The following is an 18,853-nucleotide window of genomic DNA, read 5'->3' on the forward strand; positions in this document are numbered from 1 at the left end:
TCTCGTGGATTTATTATGAATACTTTCTCAGTGACCTCTATTTTTCCTAGAGGGTCTTTTGTTATTTATACCTTACTTAAGGTCAGAAACATCTTTTTCGAATGCCTGCATGTATTGTTTGAGCTTGCCGTTATCCAGTTTATTGCTAGAATCGTTGGCTTTTGGAGGATTAGATTGTAAATGCTTATACAAGAGATCCACTTCAGCAGATAATTTTCCCCAAGTGTTTTTAACCGAGCTGTATTCATCGGAAAGAGACTCTATGTATTTGTCGTACTCCGATTTTTTGTCGATGGCTTTCCCTAATTGCTCCATTGTAAAATCAATATCCAGGCTTTCACCTGTACTGCTTGTTCCGTCGGCGATGTACCAGCTTATATCAACAAATCCGGTATTCCAAATGTCCGAAACGATATAATTTTGAATTTCTTGAAGCATAGCTTTAGGATCGGGAACGGAATTTTCTACAGAAGAGTTCTCTGGAACCGGGTGTTTAAATTCTTTTCTTACTACATCGAATGTTTGCTTGTCCGTAGCACTTGTAACCCAAACTATTTTTTCGTCTACGAACAGGACGATTATTTCACTGTGAGGAAGGGATGATTTTGTTCCTTCTATTAGGACGATCTTGTTTTTCTTGCCTTCCTTGTCTTTATAATCTTGCGATTCAAGGACTTTTGGATCTTGCAGCTTTGAAGATTCGGGGACCTCTTTAGCTGCAAGTAATTGGAATATCGGCTGGGCTTCTGTATGGATATTGTCAGTTATGAATGCTTTCTTGGCTTCAGGATCAGATCCGTTCATAAAGACATTAACATATTCAAGAGCCGTCTTTTCATATGCATTTAGTTTCTTCTCTTTTTTTGAATCTGCAGCAACGGTGTTTTTATTTGTGTTAGAATCTGTATTTACTTTAGAATTTGTGTTTGTGTTTGTATTCGATGCTTTACCGTCAGAAGAGCTACAGCCGGATAACAAAGTTGCTGTAATAATAATGCCTAGAGCCAGTTGTTTTTTAGAAATCTTAATTACCCCCTAAAAATATTAATTATAAAAAGTATAATTATAGCAGCGTGAGTTAATATTTCCTTACTGCCGTTAATATCCAATTTATACGAGGGGTAATGTATAAAGGTTTCGTAAACTTTTGCAGAAGGTAGTGAATAGCATGGTTTTGATTTTTAGATAGCAAGGAATCTGAAAATACTAAATCGAATAAGAAAGATATGCTCATAGATGATGTTTTTAAGACAAATCAAACTTTCGATGCACTGTGAACTGTGAAAATTACCGCTTAGGATGGAGTGATGCTGTACATGGAATGCTTAGGATGTAGGATCGCTAACGGTATTGAACCCAACTTGAATATTGTTTATGAAAATGAACTTATTACTTGTGTGCTTGATATTGCTCCATTTAATGAAGGACATACTCTAATCCTCCCCAAAAAGCATTATAGAGATGTCGAAGAAATGGAGTCAGAGACTGCTTATGCTATCATGGATGCTTCGAAAAAACTTTCAATTGCCTTGAAAAGTTTGTTTAAACCTGACGGTATAAGAATCTGTCAAGATGGAGGACAATTTAACGACCTTACCCATTACCATATGCATCTTATTCCAAGGTACGAAGGCGATGGATTCACCTGGGGCGAACCATTACACCCACATGGTGCTGAGAAACGTTTAAGCCAAACCAAAGAAAAGATTCTCAAGGAATTAAGTGAGCAATAAATCAACATTGTAGTTAAATGTAGCTAAAAATAAAGTCTAGAGACAGAACTTTGAAACGCAAAACAGCCACCCGGTCTTCCGGGTGGCTGTTTTGTATCGCACTCGTTCCAAGTGCATGGAGCATACTGCATAACAGAGGGCAAAGATTATATTTTTTGAAGAGGTGGGATAGAAAAGTTCAAGTGGGTTACAGTACGTTCAGTTCCACCGCGATATTGCCACGGGTAGCGCGGGAGTAAGGACAGGCACCATGTGCTGCTTCTACGAGCGAAACTGCGGTGTCATGGTCTACGCCTTTTACAAGGACATCCAGCTTGACTGCGATGCCGAAGCCGCCATCTTCTACTTTACCCAAGCTCACGGTTGCAGTGACTTCGCTGCCCTCGATTTTCACTTTACCCAGGCGTGCTACCATGTTCAGCGCACTGTCGAAGCAAGCTGAATATCCAGCTGCGAACAGCTGCTCAGGATTTGTTCCTTCACCGCCAGCACCGCCCAATTCACGTGGTGTGCTGATATTCAAGTTAAGCTTTGGAGTTTCAGATTCGATGTAGCCGTTTCTTCCGCCCACCGCTTTTACTGTTGTTTCATACATTTTTTGTTGGATAGTCATCATTATAAATCTCTCCCGTTCCGTTATTTATATATTGTACACAATTTAATTTAACACAAATAAAATAATAGTCAAACTATTTTTTGCAATAATTATGATATAGAGAGTGAATTATGATAAAATAGTTCTATAAGGTGGGTGAAGAGATATGCAAGAAAAGTCAACAAACACCGAGCTTTTGCTCGAAAATCATCTATGTTTTACCATCTATGCTTGCTCACGTGAGATAACGAAGCTGTATCAGCCTTATCTCGACAAAATAGGCGTGACGTATTCGCAATACCTCGTGATGATCGTGTTATGGGAACGCGAACAATGTACAGTGAAGGAACTGGGTGAAGCCCTGTTTCTGGACTCCGGTACATTGACGCCACTATTGAAGCGATTGCAGGCGGCAGGACTTATTTTGCGTGAACGTTCGCTTCAGGATGAGCGCAAAGTACTCATTTCCCTGACACCGCTCGGCTGGGATTTGCAGAAGGAAGCGGCTTGTATTCCAAGCAAGATGATGGAAGGTACGGACATGTCGGAGAAAGAACTGGGAGACCTTCTAGTTCAGTTCAAAGATCTGCTAGGGCGTGTTCATAGTGCGAATACGAGTGCATCCAAGAAATAACACCGGAATGTAGTCAAGATAATTGTTCGCATTCCGGCATGAAACCAAGCGAAAATGTGTGTATAAATTATGAATTATTTTAAGGAAAGCGTTTCAAATACGTGTTACAATATTCTGGGTTTCCTTTTTGGGCATATAGGTTATATGTAAGCTCTGTCTTAGATGAGACCTTATGTTTCCCGCAGAAACGCGAGCCGTCCATATGGGCGGTTGATCCGTTTCTACCTGCTCCGGGCAAGTGAACTGTTGTACCGGCCCGAACCCGGGCATCGCGGCAATCAAAACGGAAAGCGGAATGACTGCAGGCTGCCTGCTAGGTCACCGCAACACTTTAGGAGGCTTCCGGAATGAATATCCACGAGTATCAGGGAAAAGAAGTGCTTAAGAAGTACGGCGTAGCCGTACCGAACGGAAAAGTAGCTTATACGGTGGAAGAAGCGGTCGCAGCCGCAGAATCGCTGAGCACCCCGGTGGTAGTTGTGAAAGCTCAGATTCATGCAGGTGGACGCGGCAAAGCTGGTGGCGTGAAGGTGGCCAAGAATTTGGATGAGGTTCGCAGCTACGCTGCTGAGATTCTCGGCAAGACACTTGTCACTCATCAGACCGGCCCGGAAGGTAAAGTGGTGAAACGGCTTCTCATTGAAGAGGGCTGCCAAATTGTGAAGGAATATTATATCGGACTTGTTGTAGATCGCGGGACTGGCCGCGTCGTAATGATGGCTTCCGAGGAGGGCGGAACGGAGATTGAAGAAGTTGCCGCTACACATCCCGAGAAGATTTTCAAAGAAATTATTGATCCGGCAGTAGGGCTGCAGACCTTCCAAGCCCGCAAACTTGCATACAGCATTGCCATTCCGAGCGAATTGGTGAACAAAGCGGTTAAGTTCATGCAAGCGCTATATTTGGCTTTTGTGGATAAGGATTGCTCTATCGCAGAGATTAACCCGCTGGTCGTTACTGGTGACGGTAATGTGATGGCACTGGATGCCAAATTGAATTTTGATTCCAACGCTTTGTTCCGCCACAAGGACATTCTGGAGCTTCGCGATCTTGAGGAAGAAGATGAGAAAGAGATCGAAGCCTCCAAATACGACCTTAGCTACATTGCCTTGGATGGCAATATTGGCTGTATGGTTAATGGTGCGGGCTTGGCCATGGCTACTATGGATATTATTAAATATTATGGTGGAGAACCCGCTAACTTCCTCGATGTAGGGGGCGGTGCTACTACTGAGAAGGTTACTGAAGCGTTCAAGATTATTTTGTCCGATGCCAAGGTTAATGGAATATTCGTCAACATCTTCGGCGGCATCATGCGCTGTGATGTCATTGCCAACGGTGTGGTGGAAGCTGCCAAGCAGTTAGGGTTGACCAAACCGCTGGTGGTTCGTCTTGAAGGCACCAATGTGGCACTTGGTAAAGAAATTTTGGCCGGATCGGGACTGAATATCGTGCCTGCCGACTCGATGGCGGATGGGGCCCGTAAGATTGTTTCTCTCGTATAATAATAGCCCTGCGAAGTGGTTTCGCAGTGGTGGATCGTATTTGACAAAATGATTAGGGATGTGACGAAGAATGAGCATTCTTGTAGATAAAAATACGAAAGTGATCACGCAGGGAATTACGGGTTCAACCGGATTGTTTCATACTAAGGGCGCGCTGGACTACGGAACCCAGATGGTTGGCGGTGTAACGCCAGGTAAAGGCGGAACAACAGTCAACATCACGCTGGAAAATGGGGAAGAGGTCAGCCTGCCGGTATTTGACACTGTTGTGGCAGCCAAAGCGGCAACCGGTGCAACTGCCAGTGTAATTTATGTACCGCCAGCATTCGCTGCAGACTCTATCATGGAGGCCGTAGATGCGGAACTGGATCTCGTGATCTGTATTACAGAGGGTATTCCGGTGCTTGATATGGTAAAGGTATCACGTTATATGGAAGGCCGTTCCACTGTTCTGATCGGACCTAACTGTCCGGGCGTCATTACCCCGGGAGAATGCAAAATCGGTATTATGCCGGGTTATATCCACTTGCCGGGCTATGTCGGCGTAGTCTCACGTAGTGGAACATTGACCTATGAAGCGGTTCATCAGCTGACTACGCGGGGAATTGGACAATCCTCTGCCGTTGGTATCGGTGGTGATCCTGTTAAAGGCTCGGAGTTTATTGATATTTTGAAGCTCTTTAATGAAGATCCGGGTACTAAAGCGGTTATCATGATCGGTGAAATCGGCGGTACAGCGGAGGAAGAAGCGGCGGTTTGGATACGCGATAATATGACTAAGCCGGTGGTCGGCTTTATTGGCGGGGCTACTGCACCTCCAGGGAAGCGGATGGGTCATGCCGGTGCCATTATTTCAGGCGGAAAAGGGACTGCCAGTGAGAAGATCGCCGTTCTGGAGTCTTGTGGAATTAAAGTGGCTCCGACTCCGGCAGAGATGGGCTCTACTTTGGTAAGTGTGCTTGAAGAACGCGGTATTTTAAGTACATTCACCACTCACTAGCATTCATCTTATCGTTAATAATATCTACATGAAAGGCTCTGCGCTGCAGGGCTCTTTCGTGTATAATGTGATCAGAGGTAAGCAACCTTTTGTTCCTGCGGGAATGGAAGGTTGCTTTTTTGCGTATTTGCGCAAATTCGGGATTTCAGAGAGGACTTGCAATTATAAGCTGTGTGTCACAAAATAGGGAGGTCAGTCCTTCCATTAAAAGGGAGAGAGTGCAAAATGAAGGAACGTGATTTATTATTTGGTCTGAATGAGGTTCAGGGGATTGGCTGGAAAAGCATCGATAAGATTCGTGCTGCCGGGTTATTGACGGAAAAAGCATTTTCTTGTATTCCTGAGGATTGGGAGCGTATCGGATTAAACGGGAAAGTGGCGGCTACCCTTGCCTCTATCTACACACCCGAATGGATCGCCGAGAGACACTCTTTAATAGAAGAAAGAGGAATTGGTCTGCTCACTATTTTGGATGAAGACTACCCCGCAATGTTAAAAGAAACGGTAGAGCCCCCATGGGTACTGTACTACCGCGGACGACTGGAACTGTTGTCCTGCCCCGGAATTGCCATGGTGGGTACCCGTGTGCCTACTGCCTATGGTATCAAGGTTGGTGAAATGCTGGCAGGTGAATTAAGCCAATCCGGACTGACTGTCGTTAGTGGACTTGCCAGAGGGATTGACAGCGTCTGCCATAAAGCTGCCCTCAAGGGTCGCGGAAGTACGATTGCTGTGACCGCAACCGGCATGGACAAGGTTTACCCTCCCGAGAACCGGGAGCTACTGCGGGCTGTAGCCCAAGATGGGCTGGTGCTGACCGAGTACCCTTTGGGGACACCGAGTCACCCTGGTCTTTTCCCGCGGCGTAACCGGATTATTGCGGGACTGTCACTTGGAACCGTAGTTGTTGAGGCTGACAGCCGCAGCGGTTCGCTTATTACAGCTGATGCAGCTCTGGAGGCAGGTCGTGATGTGTTTGCCGTTCCAGGACCGCTGACATCTCCCAAAAGCAGAGGGGCGCTTGACCTAATTAAACAGGGCGCGAAGCTTGTCACCAGCAGTGCAGATATTGTTGAAGAATATCAGTTTTCTCTGCCTGAGCTTCCAGTAATGACAAGTGATAACGGGGATGTCGAACCGCTCGGCAAAGAGGGCTCTGGTGAAAAGAAATTGACAAGAGAGGAGTCCCAACTATACCATATACTGCATCAGGGGCCCTTTACCTTGGATGAGCTTCTAGTAAGAAGCCAGTGGGATTTTGGACATTTGCATTCAGTTCTGTTATCTTTAATCATAAAAAAAGCGGTAACACAATTACCGGGAGCCATTTATAAGATTATTTAAAAATATAAGCGGACATCACAATGGTGTATCCTCCTTGTATTTTCTAAGGAACTTATTAATTTTCGAAGGTCCCCGCCAATTTTTAAGAAGACCGCAGTATAAAGGTTAGGGCCCAGGGGCTATCTTGTATAGAAGGTTGTAGTGTCAATGAGGAGGACGTATTATGGCGGATACATTGGTCATTGTCGAGTCGCCCGCGAAGGCAAAGACGATCGGCAAATATTTGGGCAGTAAATATATTGTGAAAGCATCCATGGGGCATGTTCGTGACTTACCCAAAAGTCAGATCGGCGTAGAGGTTGAGAATGACTTCAACCCGAAGTACATTACCATTCGTGGTAAAGGCTCCGTGCTGAAGGAATTGAAGGATGCCCGTAAAAAAGTGAAAAAAGTATATCTGGCGGCTGACCCGGACCGCGAAGGAGAGGCCATTGCCTGGCATTTGGCTCATGCGCTGGATCTGGACAATACCGAAGAATGTCGGGTGGTTTTTAACGAAATCACTAAGCAGGCCGTCAAGGATGCCTTCAAGACCCCACGAAAAATCAACATGGATCTGGTGAATGCACAGCAGGCTCGCCGGATTCTGGATCGTCTTGTGGGCTACAAGATTAGTCCATTATTATGGAAGAAAGTTAAAAAAGGATTGTCTGCCGGACGAGTTCAATCGGTTGCTGTCAAAATTATTATGGACCGTGAGAACGAGATCGCCGAATTTGTCCCTACAGAATATTGGAGCATTACCGCGAGGCTCGGCATCCGCGATACAAACTTTGAGGCCAAGTTCTATAAGCTGAACGGTGAGAAGAAAGAACTGAACCAAGAGAGTGATGTTCAAGAGGTTCTTCAGGCGATCGAGGGAGCCGATTTTACGGTTAGCCAGGTAAAGGAAAAGGAACGGCAACGTCATCCATCGGCACCGTTTACCACCAGTTCATTGCAGCAGGAAGCGGCGCGTAAGCTCGGGTTCCGGGCAGCCAAAACGATGTCGGTAGCTCAGCAGCTGTATGAAGGTGTGGAATTGGGCAAAGAAGGCACGGTCGGTCTTATAACCTATATGCGTACCGACTCCACGCGGATTTCGGCGACGGCGCAGGAAGAGGCAAAAGAACTGATTCTCTCCAAGTACGGTGAGAAATTTGTCCCAGAATCCCCGCGTCAATATTCCAAAAAGGCTGCCGGAGCTCAGGATGCGCACGAAGCAATTCGTCCGACATCTGCTCTTCGCGAACCTGAAACGGTCAAAGAGTTCATGAGTCGAGATCAATTCCGTCTCTATAAACTCGTCTGGGAGCGGTTTGTTTCCAGCCAGATGTCTTCTGCCCTGCTGGATACGCTTTCGGTTGATATTGGCGCAGGACCGGCCATTTTCCGTGCTGTGGGCTCCAAAGTTTCTTTCCCAGGCTTCATGAAAGTGTATGTGGAGGGGAATGATGACGGCACGACGGATGAGGAGAAGTTCCTTCCGCCGCTACAGTCAGGCGATCACCTGAACACGCAAGAAGTTGATCCGAAGCAGCACTTTACACAGCCACCACCACGTTATACGGAGGCAAGGCTCGTTAAGACGCTGGAGGAACTAGGTATAGGGCGTCCAAGTACGTATGCCCCGACGCTGGAGACGATCCAGAAGCGAGGTTATGTGGCCATTGAAGAGAAGAAGTTCATGCCAACAGAGCTGGGTGAATTGGTCATCGAGCAAATGGAAGAATTCTTCCCGGAGATTCTGAACGTTGAATTCACAGCCAACATGGAAGGCGATCTTGACCATGTGGAGGAAGGATCAGAGGACTGGGTGAAGGTACTGGCTGAGTTCTATGAATCCTTCGAGAAGCGGTTGGAGTTCGCCGAAGAGGAAATGAAAGAGATTGAGATCGAAGATGAAGTCTCCGACGAGCTCTGTGAAAAATGTGGTAAGCCAATGGTGTATAAGCTTGGCCGCTTCGGGAAGTTTCTTGCTTGTTCGGGATTCCCAGATTGCCGAAACACAAAGCCAATCGTCAAAGATATCGGTGTTACCTGTCCGAAATGCCACGAGGGCAAAGTAGTAGAACGTCGTAGCAAGAAGGGGCGCGTCTTCTACGGCTGCGATCAGTACCCGGGTTGTGATTTTGTCTCCTGGGATCGTCCGTCTTTGAAGCCTTGTCCTGCTTGCGGCTCCTGGATGGTAGAGAAGCGCAATAAACAAGGGGTCAAGCTGCAATGCACCTCATGCGATCATACAGAAGCAGTTCTGGACAATGATAGCGACAACGAAGAATTAGCAGAATAATAGGTTCAGGAGGAAATGAAGTTGACAGATATTTCGAAAGTTACAGTAATTGGTGCCGGCTTGGCCGGTAGTGAAGCAGCCTGGCAAATTGCCTCGCAAGGGGTGCCGGTTAGGTTGTATGAGATGAGACCGGTTGTGAAGACTCCGGCCCATCATACAGACAAATTTGCTGAACTGGTGTGCAGTAACTCGCTGCGCGCCAATGGCCTAGGCAATGCAGTTGGCGTGTTGAAGGAAGAAATGCGCCGCTTGAATTCGCTTGTTCTGGGAGCGGCGGACCGGAATGCGGTCCCGGCTGGTGGTGCGCTTGCAGTGGATCGTGACGGCTTCTCCGGCGAGATTACATCCACCCTGCATAACCATCCTCTCATTGAGGTTATAAATGAAGAACTTACGCATATACCGGAGGAAGGGATTGTTGTTATTGCGACCGGTCCACTGACCTCCCCTGCGTTGTCCTCCGAGATCAAGGCCCTGCTGGGAGAAGAATATTTCTACTTCTACGATGCGGCTGCGCCAATCGTCGAGAAAGATTCTATCGACATGGATAAAGTCTATCTCGCTTCCCGCTATGACAAAGGCGAGGCGGCATATTTGAACTGCCCGATGACAGAAGAGGAATTTGATATCTTCTATGATGCGCTGATCACGGCAGAGACAGCAGCACTCAAAGAATTTGAGAAAGAGATTTATTTTGAAGGCTGCATGCCGATCGAGATTATGATGAAACGGGGCAAGCAGACCGCACTGTTCGGGCCGATGAAGCCAGTAGGCTTGGTCAACCCGCATACAGGCAAACTGCCTTATGCCGTTGTACAGCTGCGTCAGGATAATGCGGCTGGAACGCTGTATAACCTTGTAGGGTTCCAAACTCATCTCAAATGGGGCGAGCAAAAGCGCGTGTTCTCTCTGATTCCAGGACTTGAGAATGCGGAGTATGTTCGTTATGGTGTTATGCACCGCAACACTTTCATCAACTCGCCTAAGCTTTTGCACCCTACTTATCAGATGAAGGGGCATGAGCGTCTGTATTTTGCCGGTCAAATGACAGGTGTAGAAGGTTATGTAGAATCGGCAGCTTCCGGCCTAATCGCTGGTATTAACGCCGCCAGAGCCGCCAAGGGACAGGAAGGTCTTATTTTCCCTGGAGATAGCGTGCTTGGCAGTATGCCTGCTTATATTACTTCAGCCGATCCGAAGCACTTCCAGCCGATGAATGCTAACTTTGGATTGTTGCCGAAGCCTGAAAAGAAGATTCGCAACAAGAAGGAAAAGAATGAGCTGCTGGCCCACCGTGCGCTGGACAGTCTGGCTGAATACGCAATTCGTGAACAATTAAATTATATCGAACCTGAGATTAGCGAAGTCCAAGAAGAGGAAGAGAGCTTATCTTGATAAGGAGGCAGCAATCATGATTCCCAGCTTTCATGCAACTACAATTTGTGCAGTAAGACATAACGGTCAGGCGGCGATAGCCGGCGACGGGCAGGTTACATTCGGAGAAAGTGTCATCATGAAGACGACAGCCAGAAAAGTACGGCGCCTCTATCGTGGGCAAGTCATTGCTGGCTTCGCAGGTTCTGTCTCTGACGCTATTACGTTGTTCGAGAAGTTTGAGGGTAAGCTGGAGGAGCATCACGGCAACTTGCAGCGTGCAGCGGTAGAACTGGCCAAGGACTGGCGTCAGGACCGTGTCCTGCGCAAGCTGGAGGCACTGATGATTGTGATGAACAAGGACGGTATGCTGCTGATTTCCGGTAACGGAGAGATCATTGAGCCAGATGATGATGTACTGGCTATTGGTTCGGGCGGCAACTTTGCCCTGGCTTCCGGTCGTGCTCTTAAACGCCACGCGTCCAATCTGACTGCGGCAGAAATTGCGAAGGAAGCTTTGCAAATTGCATCCGAGATCTGTGTATATACGAATTCCAATATTATTGTTGAACAATTATAGGCATAACAGCCATAGAAGAGATGGAGGAAGTCACGATGGTTAATCAATCGCTAACCCCGCGCCAAATCGTAGCCGAATTGGATAAATATATCGTTGGTCAGAAGCAGGCCAAGAAATCCGTGGCCGTTGCACTCCGCAATCGGTATCGGCGCAGTTTGCTTGCCGAAGAACTGCGTGATGAGGTCGTTCCGAAGAATATTCTGATGATCGGACCTACCGGTGTAGGTAAAACCGAGATCGCCCGGCGTCTAGCCAAGCTGGTCAATGCGCCTTTCATCAAGGTCGAAGCTACGAAGTTCACTGAGGTCGGCTACGTCGGTCGCGATGTAGAATCCATGGTTCGGGATCTTGTGGAGACCGCCATCCGGATGGTGAAGCTGGAGCGGACCGAGAAGGTTCAGGATCGGGCAGAGGAACTGGCTAACGAGCGGATCGTTTCGATTCTGGTGCCCTCCGCCTCCAAGAATAAATCCCAGCGCAACCCCTTTGAGATGATCTTTGGGGGGAATGGGGGTCAGGATGATTCCAAGGAGGAGTCCGAGCAGGATAGCAGCCTCAGCGAACGCCGTAGAGGGGTCAGATTCAAGCTTCTGGCCGGACAACTGGAAGAGGACATCATCGAAGTGGATGTAGAGGACGCGTCCCCTAATATGCTGGATATGTTTGCCGGACAGGGCAATGAGCAGATGGGGATGAATATGCAAGAAATGTTCGGAAGCTTTCTGCCTAAACGCACCAAAAAGCGTAAGCTGCCGATTAAGGAAGCTCGCAAGGTGTTGATTCAGGACGAAGCTTCCAAGTTGATTGACATGGATGATGTGATTCAGGAATCTGTGGCGCGAGCTGAGCAGTCCGGCATTATTTTTATCGACGAGATCGATAAGGTAGCCAGCCAAGGCAAGGGCTCAGGTCCGGATGTCTCCCGTGAAGGCGTACAGCGTGATATTTTACCGATCGTCGAGGGCTCTACAGTGATGACCAAATACGGCCCTGTGAAGACGGATTACGTGCTCTTCATCGCCGCAGGCGCTTTTCACATTGCCAAGCCGTCGGATCTTATTCCTGAGCTTCAGGGACGTTTTCCAATTCGGGTCGAGCTCAACAGCCTGACACTGGAGGACTTTGTATCCATTTTGACAGAGCCGGAGAACGCATTGACCAAACAGTATGTTCACTTACTCCAGACAGAGAATCTCGAAGTTCAGTTCCAGAAGGAAGCCATTGAGGAAATCGCCAAGATTGCAGCGTCTGTTAATCAGAACATGGAGAATATCGGTGCCCGTCGTCTGCATACCATTTTGGAGAAGCTGCTGGAGGATCTTTCCTTTGAAGCGCCTGAGCTGACACTGGATACAATGGTCATCACACCGGAATATGTTCGTGAGAAATTATCGGGTATTGCCCAGGATCGTGATTTGAGCCAATACATTCTTTAAATTGACAGCATTCGAGATAGTTCGAATTTGGGTAGTTGGAATTAGAAATACATAATATCCCCTCGAAATGAAGGAATATTATGTAATAATATGCAAAATATTAGTTTTAATATAAGGAGTAATGTAATAAAATAGCATTATTGTGCTTTAAGCCCTCTCTTTTCTGAAAAGATAGGGCTTATTTCTTATTGTAATAATATACAAATTCTAAGAAAATCAAAGTATGTGAGATTGCTAGTGGAATAAACCACTGACAACATTCGACCTATATCTAGCTGTTCGGCACTATTTTTGTCGAATAAAGAAGGGATTCGCATAGTTGTTGTGGAATTCTTTTTATTACGAAAGCTTTTGGAAGGAGGATTTCCGTGGGATTGCTGAATAGTGTCAGTTTTCAACGATTACAGGGAGGCATTGAAGCTGCTAATCAACGACAATCTGTGCTGGCTAATAATGTGGCCAATGTCGATACGCCAAATTTCAAACGCTCCAATGTTTCATTCGAGAGTATTCTTAAGCAGCAAGAGCTTGGGCTTCATTCGGACTTGAACGCTAGAGTGACAGATCGCCGGCACATTCAATTCGGTTCGAACAAGACCGTACCGGCTGCCGCCTTTAGCACAGATCTAACCACCTCAATGAACAATAACAAGAATAACGTAGATATTGACAGAGAGATGGCTCTAAGCGCTGAAAATCAGCTCAGATACAGTTCATATGTCGGGCTGTTGAATAGCCAAATTACGATGATGCGCTCAGTTGTTGAAGGGAGATAATGCTCAATGAACTTTGGTAGCAGTTTTGGGATAAGCGCCTCTGCATTAACCGTTCAGCGGCTGCGGATGGACGTAATCAGTTCGAATATTGCCAACGCAGAAACGACAAGAGCTTCGGTAGTGGATGGCAAGGCTGTTCCTTATCGGCGCAAGATGGTCGTTCTGGAGACAGCAGAAGGCAACAAATTCTCGGACATCCTTCACAACAAGATGAATGGTGACGTCAAGGGTGTAACCGTCCAGGCCATTACGGAGGATTCTTCTCCGCTCAAGCCGGTATTCAATCCAAGTCATCCCGATGCGGATGAGAATGGATATGTGTATATGCCGAATGTGGACATCACCAAGGAAATGGTGGACATGCTGTCTGCATCCCGTTCCTACGAAGCGAATGTAACGATGTTGAATGCATCGAAGGCCATGGTAAGCAAGGCGCTCGAAATCGGACGCTAACCGTAAAATTGACCAAGGAGGAACATAGTTGATACCGAATAATCTCGCTATAGGCTCACAGGGAGTTCAGCAGCTTGCACTTAAACCGGCAGCATCGCAATCATCATTTGGTCCGGCAGTGAATAACACACAAAGCTTTGGCTCTTACCTGGAAAATGCATTGAATCAAGTGGCTGCCCAAGAGCAGCAAGCGAAAGTTATGAGTAACAAGTTTATTCTCGGAGAAGTGAACGTGGACGAAGCAATGATTTCTTCGCAACAAGCGTTGCTTAGTTTGCAGCTTACGACACAAGTCCGGAACAAGGTGATAGAGGCCTATCAGGAAATTATGAGAACTCAAATCTAAATAATCCTAGCTTAGTTTCGGATGGGGTGACACTGTGAATGAAAGATTTGCCCAGTACCGGGAAAAAGCAGCCCAGTATTGGAACAGATTCAGCAACCAACAGAAGATATTATTTTTTGCCACACTTGGCATTATTATTGTAATTATTGTGGTTCTTACGATGCAGTTGTCCAAGACGGAATATGAAGTCGCATTCAGGGATCTGGACAGTACGGATTCCGCGGCAGTCATGACCTATCTGGACTCCAAAGGAACACCTTACCGGTTGAGTCCTGACGGAAAGAGCATATCTGTACCGAGTACAGAAGCAGCACGGATCAAGGTGGACATCGGTTCGCAGGGAATCGTGCAAGGCGGCTCTATCGGGTACAAAATCTTTGACGAGAACTCGTCCATGATTGGTACAACAGATAATGAGTTTAATGTGAAATATAACAACGCTCTGAATGGTGAAGTGGAGCAGTTGATGAAACGGATGCAGGGCATTCAGGATGCCAAGGTATTGGTCAATCTGCCAAAAGAGACTGTATTTGCCTCTCAGGCTAACCAAGAGAAGGCTTCCGCTTCCGTTGTACTTACGTTTAAGCCTGGATTCAGACCAAGCCAGGATAATATTGACGGTTACTTCAATCTCGTGAAGACTGCTGTGCCAAATCTACCGGTTGAGAATATTACGATCGCCAACAATGAGGTTGAGCTGATACCAACGGCCAAAGGCGGCCAAGGTGGCGGAGTCTCCAATCAGGTGGAAGAGAATTTTGCGCTGCAGAAGAAATTCGAAGAAGATGTCAAAAAGGATGTTAAACAATTTCTTAGCAGACTGATGGGACCTGAAAAAGTTGATGTGCTCGTCATGTCTAAGCTGAACTTCGACAAGGAGAACCGTAAGGAAGATCTTGTCGCACCGGTTGATACAGAGAATATGAAGGGGATCGAGATCAGTTCCCAGATCATTAGTAACTCGTATTCCGGTCAAGATAATCCTAACAATGCTGGAGGTCTGGCTGGTACAGGTACCCAGGATGTTGCCGGATTCCCATCCGCAACGGGTTCGGGGCAGTCGACTTCGGATGAATCTTCGGAGACTAGAAACTATGAAGTGAATCGAATCACTAAAGATATCATTGCGAGTCCGTACTCTGTAAAAGATTTAACCATTAATGTGGCAGTTGAACCACCTGATGGACAAAATTCTTTGGATCAGCCAACAACAGCTGCTATCCAGAACATTTTGGTCAATATTGTAAGAGCATCGCTGGCTGGTTCTGATGTTACTTATACAGACGCAGAGTTGGCCAAAAAAGTTTCGGTATTTTCGCAACCATTTGGTTCCAGTACTACGGCGACCACTTCTACCGGACTTGCTAACTGGATGATTTGGGCCATTGGCGCAGCTGCACTACTAGTAGGTGCCGGGGTGGGATACTTCATCTATCGGAGACGTAATAGAGCCGAGGAAGAAGAAGAGGAAGAAGACATTCCTCTGCAAGTTCCGACTGAGTTTCCTTCCATTAATTTGGAGAGCGTGACGAATGAAAGCCAGGTTCGCAAGCAGCTTGAGAGTCTGGCGAAGAAGAAACCGGACGAATTCGTAAATCTGCTGCGTACATGGCTTGCAGACGAACAGAGGTGAACTGATTAATGGCTAAAGCTACACAGCAGAGTCTTAGCGGTCGTCAAAAGGCTGCAATTCTGCTAATCACACTTGGGCCGGAAGTGTCGGCGCAAATATTCAAACATCTAAGGGACGATGAAATCGAACAACTTACGTTGGAGATTGCCAATGTGCGTAAGGTTGATAGCGGTGAAAAAGAGTCGATTATGGCGGAGTTTCACCAGATTTGCCTCGCCCAGGAATATATTTCACAAGGCGGTATCAATTACGCGAAGGAAATTCTGGAGAAAGCACTGGGTTCGCAGAAAGCACTGGAGGTTATCAACCGCCTGACAGCTACGCTGCAGGTGCGGCCATTCGATTTTGCTCGAAAGGCAGATCCGAACCAGATCCTCAACTTTATTCAGAACGAGAATGTACAGACCATTGCACTTGTCTTGTCCTATCTGCAATTTGAACAAGCCGCAGCGATCCTGTCTTCACTGCCGCAGGAGAAGCAAGCGGAGGTTGCGCGGCGAATTGCCGTCATGGACAGCACTTCGCCAGAAGTTATTACCCAGATTGAACGGGTGCTCGAGCAAAAGCTGTCAGCGACGGTTACTCAGGATTACACCAACGCTGGCGGCATAGAGTCCATCGTTCAAATTCTGAATGGCGTAGACCGCGGTACAGAACGTACGATTCTGGATTCCTTGGAAATTCAAGATCCGGAGCTTGCTGAGGAAATCAAGAAGCGGATGTTCGTATTCGAGGACATTGTCAACGTGGACAACCGTTCGATTCAACGTATTATCCGCGATATCGAGAATGCGGATTTGCAGCTCGCTCTCAAAGTGGCCAGCGAGGAAGTTCGGGATGTTATTTTCCGCAACATGTCCAAGCGTATGGCAGAGACATTCCGCGAGGAAATGGAGTACATGGGTCCGGTGCGGCTGCGTGATGTGGAGGAAGCTCAGACGCGTATTGTCGGTACGATCCGCAGACTGGAAGAATCCGGTGAGATTATTATTGCCCGCGGTGGAGGAGATGACATAATTGTCTAAGCTGATCAAACACTCCCAATATGTTCCGGTAGATGTACTCAAGAGATTGGAGCAGGCCCGGCAATATGCCGGGCTCACCGAAGAACCCGATCCGGAGGAATCTACTGGAGAAATCCACCATCAAGATCCCGCGCAAGAAGAGGCGGAGCAGGCCCGCAAGCAAATGCTGAAGGATGCGAAGGAGTTTGCTGAAGGACAGGTGCGTGATGCCTCCCTTGAGGCTGAATCCATCGTGGAGGCGGCGCAGGCGGAAGCCGAAGAGTGGTGGCGGCAACGTCGGGAGCAGGATGAGCACCTTGTAGAGGCAGTTAAATCCGAGGCATTTCAGCAAGGGTATCAGGAAGGCGTCCAGCGGGCAGAGGAAGAGATGCAGCGGAAGCTAGCCGAGATGATGGAAGAAGCCAGGGCAGTATTACAAGAAGCCTATAAGGCGAGAGATGTTATTATTCAGGAGGCTGAGCCTTTCCTCGTAGAGCTGAGTTGTGACATCGCCGAGAAGATCGTGGACAAGCAGTTGACCTTGGAGCCACAGTTCGCGATGGAACTGATTCGCAAGAATCTGGCGCGCAAGCGCGAGCAAGGATTGATCTCGCTCTGTGTGTCACCTGCACAGTTCGCATTTGTGAATGCGGCCAGAGAGGAATTGGCGCTCGCGGTAGATTCGCAAGCAGAGCTGCAGATTTTGCCTGATTCAACGGTGAAAGATCAGGGCTGTGTGATCCGGTCTTCCTTTGGCAGCATAGACGCCCGTATTGATACTCAACTTTCGGAGATTAAGAAAGAGCTGGTACGAATCGCGCTGGATTCCGAGGAGCATGGAAGTGGTGAAGAGCATGCTTGACAGTAGACGCTACAAAGAGCAACTTCGTAATCTCGATCCAGTTAGAATCAACGGCAAGGTTACGCAAGTTATTGGTCTTATGGTGGAATCGGAAGGACCAGACGCAAGCATTGGAGATGTATGTTATATCTACCCGACTAAGGGTAGCAAGCCATTGCAGGCTGAGGTCGTCGGTTTCCGTGATAATAAAGTGCTGCTGATGCCTTTGGGCGAGCTTCAGGCCATCGGTCCAGGTTGTGACGTGGTCGGAACAGGAAAACCACTTAGTGTTCAAGTTGGTTCCGAACTGCTCGGCAAGGTGCTTGACGGTCTTGGTCAGCCACTTGACGGCTCGCTAATCCCAGCCCGCATGCCCCATAGCTCGACTTTTAATATTCCTTCCAATCCGCTGACCCGGCCACGTGTGCATGAACCGATCAGCATTGGAGTGCGCGCCATTGATGGGCTATTGACCATAGGTAAAGGACAGCGGGTTGGGATTTTTGCGGGTTCAGGCGTCGGTAAAAGTACACTGATGGGCATGATCGCCCGCAATACCTCGGCAGATGTGAATGTCATTGCGCTTATTGGAGAGCGGGGCAGGGAAGTGCTTGATTTTATTGAACGTGATCTAGGTCCGGAAGGATTGCAGCGTTCAGTAGTTATAGTAGCTACCTCAGATCAGCCGGCTCTGATCCGTATCAAGGGGGCATTGATCGCTACCACAATCGCCGAATATTTCCGCGATCGCGGACTGAATGTCATGCTGATGATGGATTCTGTTACCCGCTATGCGATGGCTCAGCGTGAGGTAGGACTTGCTGTTGGCGAGCCGCCAGCGATGAGAGGTTACACTCCTTCTGTGTTTGCCAGTCTGCCGAAGCTTCTGGAACGTGCAGGAACAGGTCCAACTGGATCAATAACAGCGTTCTACACGGTGCTGGTGGACGGGGATGACATGAATGAGCCGATCGCCGATGCGGTTCGGGGGATTCTGGATGGACATATCGTGCTTAACCGTAGCATCGCGAATAAAGGACATTTTCCAGCCATTGACGTGCTGGCCAGCATTAGCCGTGTTATGAAGGATATCGCTCCCGAAGATCAGATAGCGGCTGCTGAGAATGTGAAGCGACTCATGGCTGTGTACAAGGATTCAGAGGATTTGATCAATATCGGTGCCTATCAACGAGGCTCTAATGCCCAGATCGATGAGTCGATCCATTATATCGACAGCATTTGGGAGTTCACGAGACAGAAGGTTAATGAAAAAGTGACGCTTACTGAAGTTCAGGAATCTTTAATTTCCCAGTTCTCAAGGAGTTGA

General features: G+C 47.5%; 18 protein-coding genes. 16 read left to right on the forward strand and 2 right to left on the reverse strand.

The genetic code is table 11. The annotated features are described in order from the left end of the window. Positions 1-72 precede the first annotated feature (72 nt). Positions 73-978, reverse strand: a complete 906-nt coding sequence (locus AC3Y23_RS06090) for a hypothetical protein (protein WP_379196681.1) — start codon at positions 976-978, stop codon at positions 73-75. Between the two features lie 338 nt (positions 979-1,316). Between AC3Y23_RS06090 and AC3Y23_RS06095 the strand changes: the two genes are divergently transcribed. Continuing rightward, positions 1,317-1,733, forward strand: a complete 417-nt coding sequence (locus tag AC3Y23_RS06095; protein ID WP_379196683.1) for an HIT family protein — start codon at positions 1,317-1,319, stop codon at positions 1,731-1,733. Positions 1,734-1,920: 187 nt separating this feature from the next. On the opposite strand, the gene AC3Y23_RS06100 is transcribed toward AC3Y23_RS06095, so the two are convergent. Then, on the reverse strand, positions 1,921-2,349 hold the full coding sequence (locus AC3Y23_RS06100) for an organic hydroperoxide resistance protein (protein WP_066362203.1): 429 nt from the start codon (positions 2,347-2,349) through the stop codon (positions 1,921-1,923). A gap of 145 nt (positions 2,350-2,494) precedes the next feature. Between AC3Y23_RS06100 and AC3Y23_RS06105 the strand changes: the two genes are divergently transcribed. The 15 genes from AC3Y23_RS06105 to fliI all read left to right on the forward strand — a co-directional run bounded on the left by AC3Y23_RS06105 (position 2,495) and on the right by fliI (position 18,853). After that, on the forward strand, positions 2,495-2,962 hold the full coding sequence (locus AC3Y23_RS06105; protein ID WP_379196686.1) for a MarR family winged helix-turn-helix transcriptional regulator: 468 nt from the start codon (positions 2,495-2,497) through the stop codon (positions 2,960-2,962). A gap of 347 nt (positions 2,963-3,309) precedes the next feature. Further along, positions 3,310-4,467, forward strand: coding sequence for an ADP-forming succinate--CoA ligase subunit beta (sucC, locus tag AC3Y23_RS06110; protein WP_175371955.1), 1,158 nt, complete (start codon positions 3,310-3,312; stop codon positions 4,465-4,467). Positions 4,468-4,537: 70 nt separating this feature from the next. Next, on the forward strand, positions 4,538-5,467 hold the full coding sequence (gene sucD / locus AC3Y23_RS06115) for a succinate--CoA ligase subunit alpha (protein WP_379196688.1): 930 nt from the start codon (positions 4,538-4,540) through the stop codon (positions 5,465-5,467). A gap of 225 nt (positions 5,468-5,692) precedes the next feature. Further along, positions 5,693-6,811: a DNA-processing protein DprA gene (gene dprA, locus AC3Y23_RS06120; protein WP_379196690.1), complete on the forward strand. Its 1,119-nt coding sequence runs from the start codon at positions 5,693-5,695 to the stop codon at positions 6,809-6,811. 163 nt (positions 6,812-6,974) lie between these two features. Then, entirely contained in the window at positions 6,975-9,083 is a 2,109-nt protein-coding gene (gene topA / locus AC3Y23_RS06125; RefSeq protein ID WP_379196692.1) for a type I DNA topoisomerase, read from the forward strand. A 15-nt stretch (positions 9,084-9,098) separates the two neighbouring features. Beyond that, positions 9,099-10,478 (forward strand): FADH(2)-oxidizing methylenetetrahydrofolate--tRNA-(uracil(54)-C(5))-methyltransferase TrmFO, encoded by a 1,380-nt coding sequence (trmFO, locus tag AC3Y23_RS06130; RefSeq protein ID WP_379196694.1) that lies wholly within the window; start codon positions 9,099-9,101, stop codon positions 10,476-10,478. Between the two features lie 16 nt (positions 10,479-10,494). Further along, positions 10,495-11,037 carry an ATP-dependent protease subunit HslV gene (gene hslV / locus AC3Y23_RS06135; protein ID WP_379196696.1) on the forward strand — a complete coding sequence of 181 codons (543 nt, stop codon included), beginning with the start codon at positions 10,495-10,497 and terminating at the stop codon, positions 11,035-11,037. 35 nt (positions 11,038-11,072) lie between these two features. Beyond that, positions 11,073-12,473, forward strand: a complete 1,401-nt coding sequence (hslU, locus tag AC3Y23_RS06140) for an ATP-dependent protease ATPase subunit HslU (RefSeq protein WP_379196698.1) — start codon at positions 11,073-11,075, stop codon at positions 12,471-12,473. Between the two features lie 368 nt (positions 12,474-12,841). Next, positions 12,842-13,249, forward strand: coding sequence for a flagellar basal body rod protein FlgB (gene flgB, locus AC3Y23_RS06145; protein WP_379196700.1), 408 nt, complete (start codon positions 12,842-12,844; stop codon positions 13,247-13,249). A 6-nt stretch (positions 13,250-13,255) separates the two neighbouring features. Then, on the forward strand, positions 13,256-13,702 hold the full coding sequence (gene flgC / locus AC3Y23_RS06150; protein WP_379196702.1) for a flagellar basal body rod protein FlgC: 447 nt from the start codon (positions 13,256-13,258) through the stop codon (positions 13,700-13,702). Positions 13,703-13,730: 28 nt separating this feature from the next. Further along, the gene (gene fliE / locus AC3Y23_RS06155) at positions 13,731-14,048 is read left to right on the forward strand and encodes a flagellar hook-basal body complex protein FliE (RefSeq protein WP_483874837.1); all 318 of its coding nucleotides are present in this window, start codon (positions 13,731-13,733) and stop codon (positions 14,046-14,048) included. Between the two features lie 34 nt (positions 14,049-14,082). After that, positions 14,083-15,681, forward strand: a complete 1,599-nt coding sequence (fliF, locus tag AC3Y23_RS06160) for a flagellar basal-body MS-ring/collar protein FliF (RefSeq protein ID WP_379196704.1) — start codon at positions 14,083-14,085, stop codon at positions 15,679-15,681. An 8-nt stretch (positions 15,682-15,689) separates the two neighbouring features. Further along, the gene (fliG, locus tag AC3Y23_RS06165) at positions 15,690-16,706 is read left to right on the forward strand and encodes a flagellar motor switch protein FliG (protein WP_379196706.1); all 1,017 of its coding nucleotides are present in this window, start codon (positions 15,690-15,692) and stop codon (positions 16,704-16,706) included. Further along, positions 16,699-17,547, forward strand: coding sequence for a FliH/SctL family protein (locus tag AC3Y23_RS06170; protein WP_379196708.1), 849 nt, complete (start codon positions 16,699-16,701; stop codon positions 17,545-17,547). Before fliG ends, AC3Y23_RS06170 begins: the two co-directional genes overlap by 8 nt. Beyond that, positions 17,540-18,853, forward strand: a complete 1,314-nt coding sequence (gene fliI / locus AC3Y23_RS06175; RefSeq protein WP_379197144.1) for a flagellar protein export ATPase FliI — start codon at positions 17,540-17,542, stop codon at positions 18,851-18,853. Before AC3Y23_RS06170 ends, fliI begins: the two co-directional genes overlap by 8 nt.

This window comes from Paenibacillus sp. MAHUQ-45, from assembly GCF_058133325.1.

What these genes read in the sequence shown, in the direction of transcription:
- AC3Y23_RS06095 (WP_379196683.1), top strand. Translation starts at nt 1,317, where the DNA reads ATGGAATGCTTAGGATGTAGGATCGCTAACGGTATTGAACCCAACTTG.
- AC3Y23_RS06100 (WP_066362203.1), bottom strand. Translation starts at nt 2,349, where the DNA reads ATGATGACTATCCAACAAAAAATGTATGAAACAACAGTAAAAGCGGTG.
- AC3Y23_RS06105 (WP_379196686.1), top strand. Translation starts at nt 2,495, where the DNA reads ATGCAAGAAAAGTCAACAAACACCGAGCTTTTGCTCGAAAATCATCTA.
- sucC (WP_175371955.1), top strand. Translation starts at nt 3,310, where the DNA reads ATGAATATCCACGAGTATCAGGGAAAAGAAGTGCTTAAGAAGTACGGC.
- sucD (WP_379196688.1), top strand. Translation starts at nt 4,538, where the DNA reads ATGAGCATTCTTGTAGATAAAAATACGAAAGTGATCACGCAGGGAATT.
- dprA (WP_379196690.1), top strand. Translation starts at nt 5,693, where the DNA reads ATGAAGGAACGTGATTTATTATTTGGTCTGAATGAGGTTCAGGGGATT.
- topA (WP_379196692.1), top strand. Translation starts at nt 6,975, where the DNA reads ATGGCGGATACATTGGTCATTGTCGAGTCGCCCGCGAAGGCAAAGACG.
- trmFO (WP_379196694.1), top strand. Translation starts at nt 9,099, where the DNA reads ATGAAGTTGACAGATATTTCGAAAGTTACAGTAATTGGTGCCGGCTTG.
- hslV (WP_379196696.1), top strand. Translation starts at nt 10,495, where the DNA reads ATGATTCCCAGCTTTCATGCAACTACAATTTGTGCAGTAAGACATAAC.
- hslU (WP_379196698.1), top strand. Translation starts at nt 11,073, where the DNA reads ATGGTTAATCAATCGCTAACCCCGCGCCAAATCGTAGCCGAATTGGAT.
- flgC (WP_379196702.1), top strand. Translation starts at nt 13,256, where the DNA reads ATGAACTTTGGTAGCAGTTTTGGGATAAGCGCCTCTGCATTAACCGTT.
- fliG (WP_379196706.1), top strand. Translation starts at nt 15,690, where the DNA reads ATGGCTAAAGCTACACAGCAGAGTCTTAGCGGTCGTCAAAAGGCTGCA.
- fliI (WP_379197144.1), top strand. Translation starts at nt 17,540, where the DNA reads ATGCTTGACAGTAGACGCTACAAAGAGCAACTTCGTAATCTCGATCCA.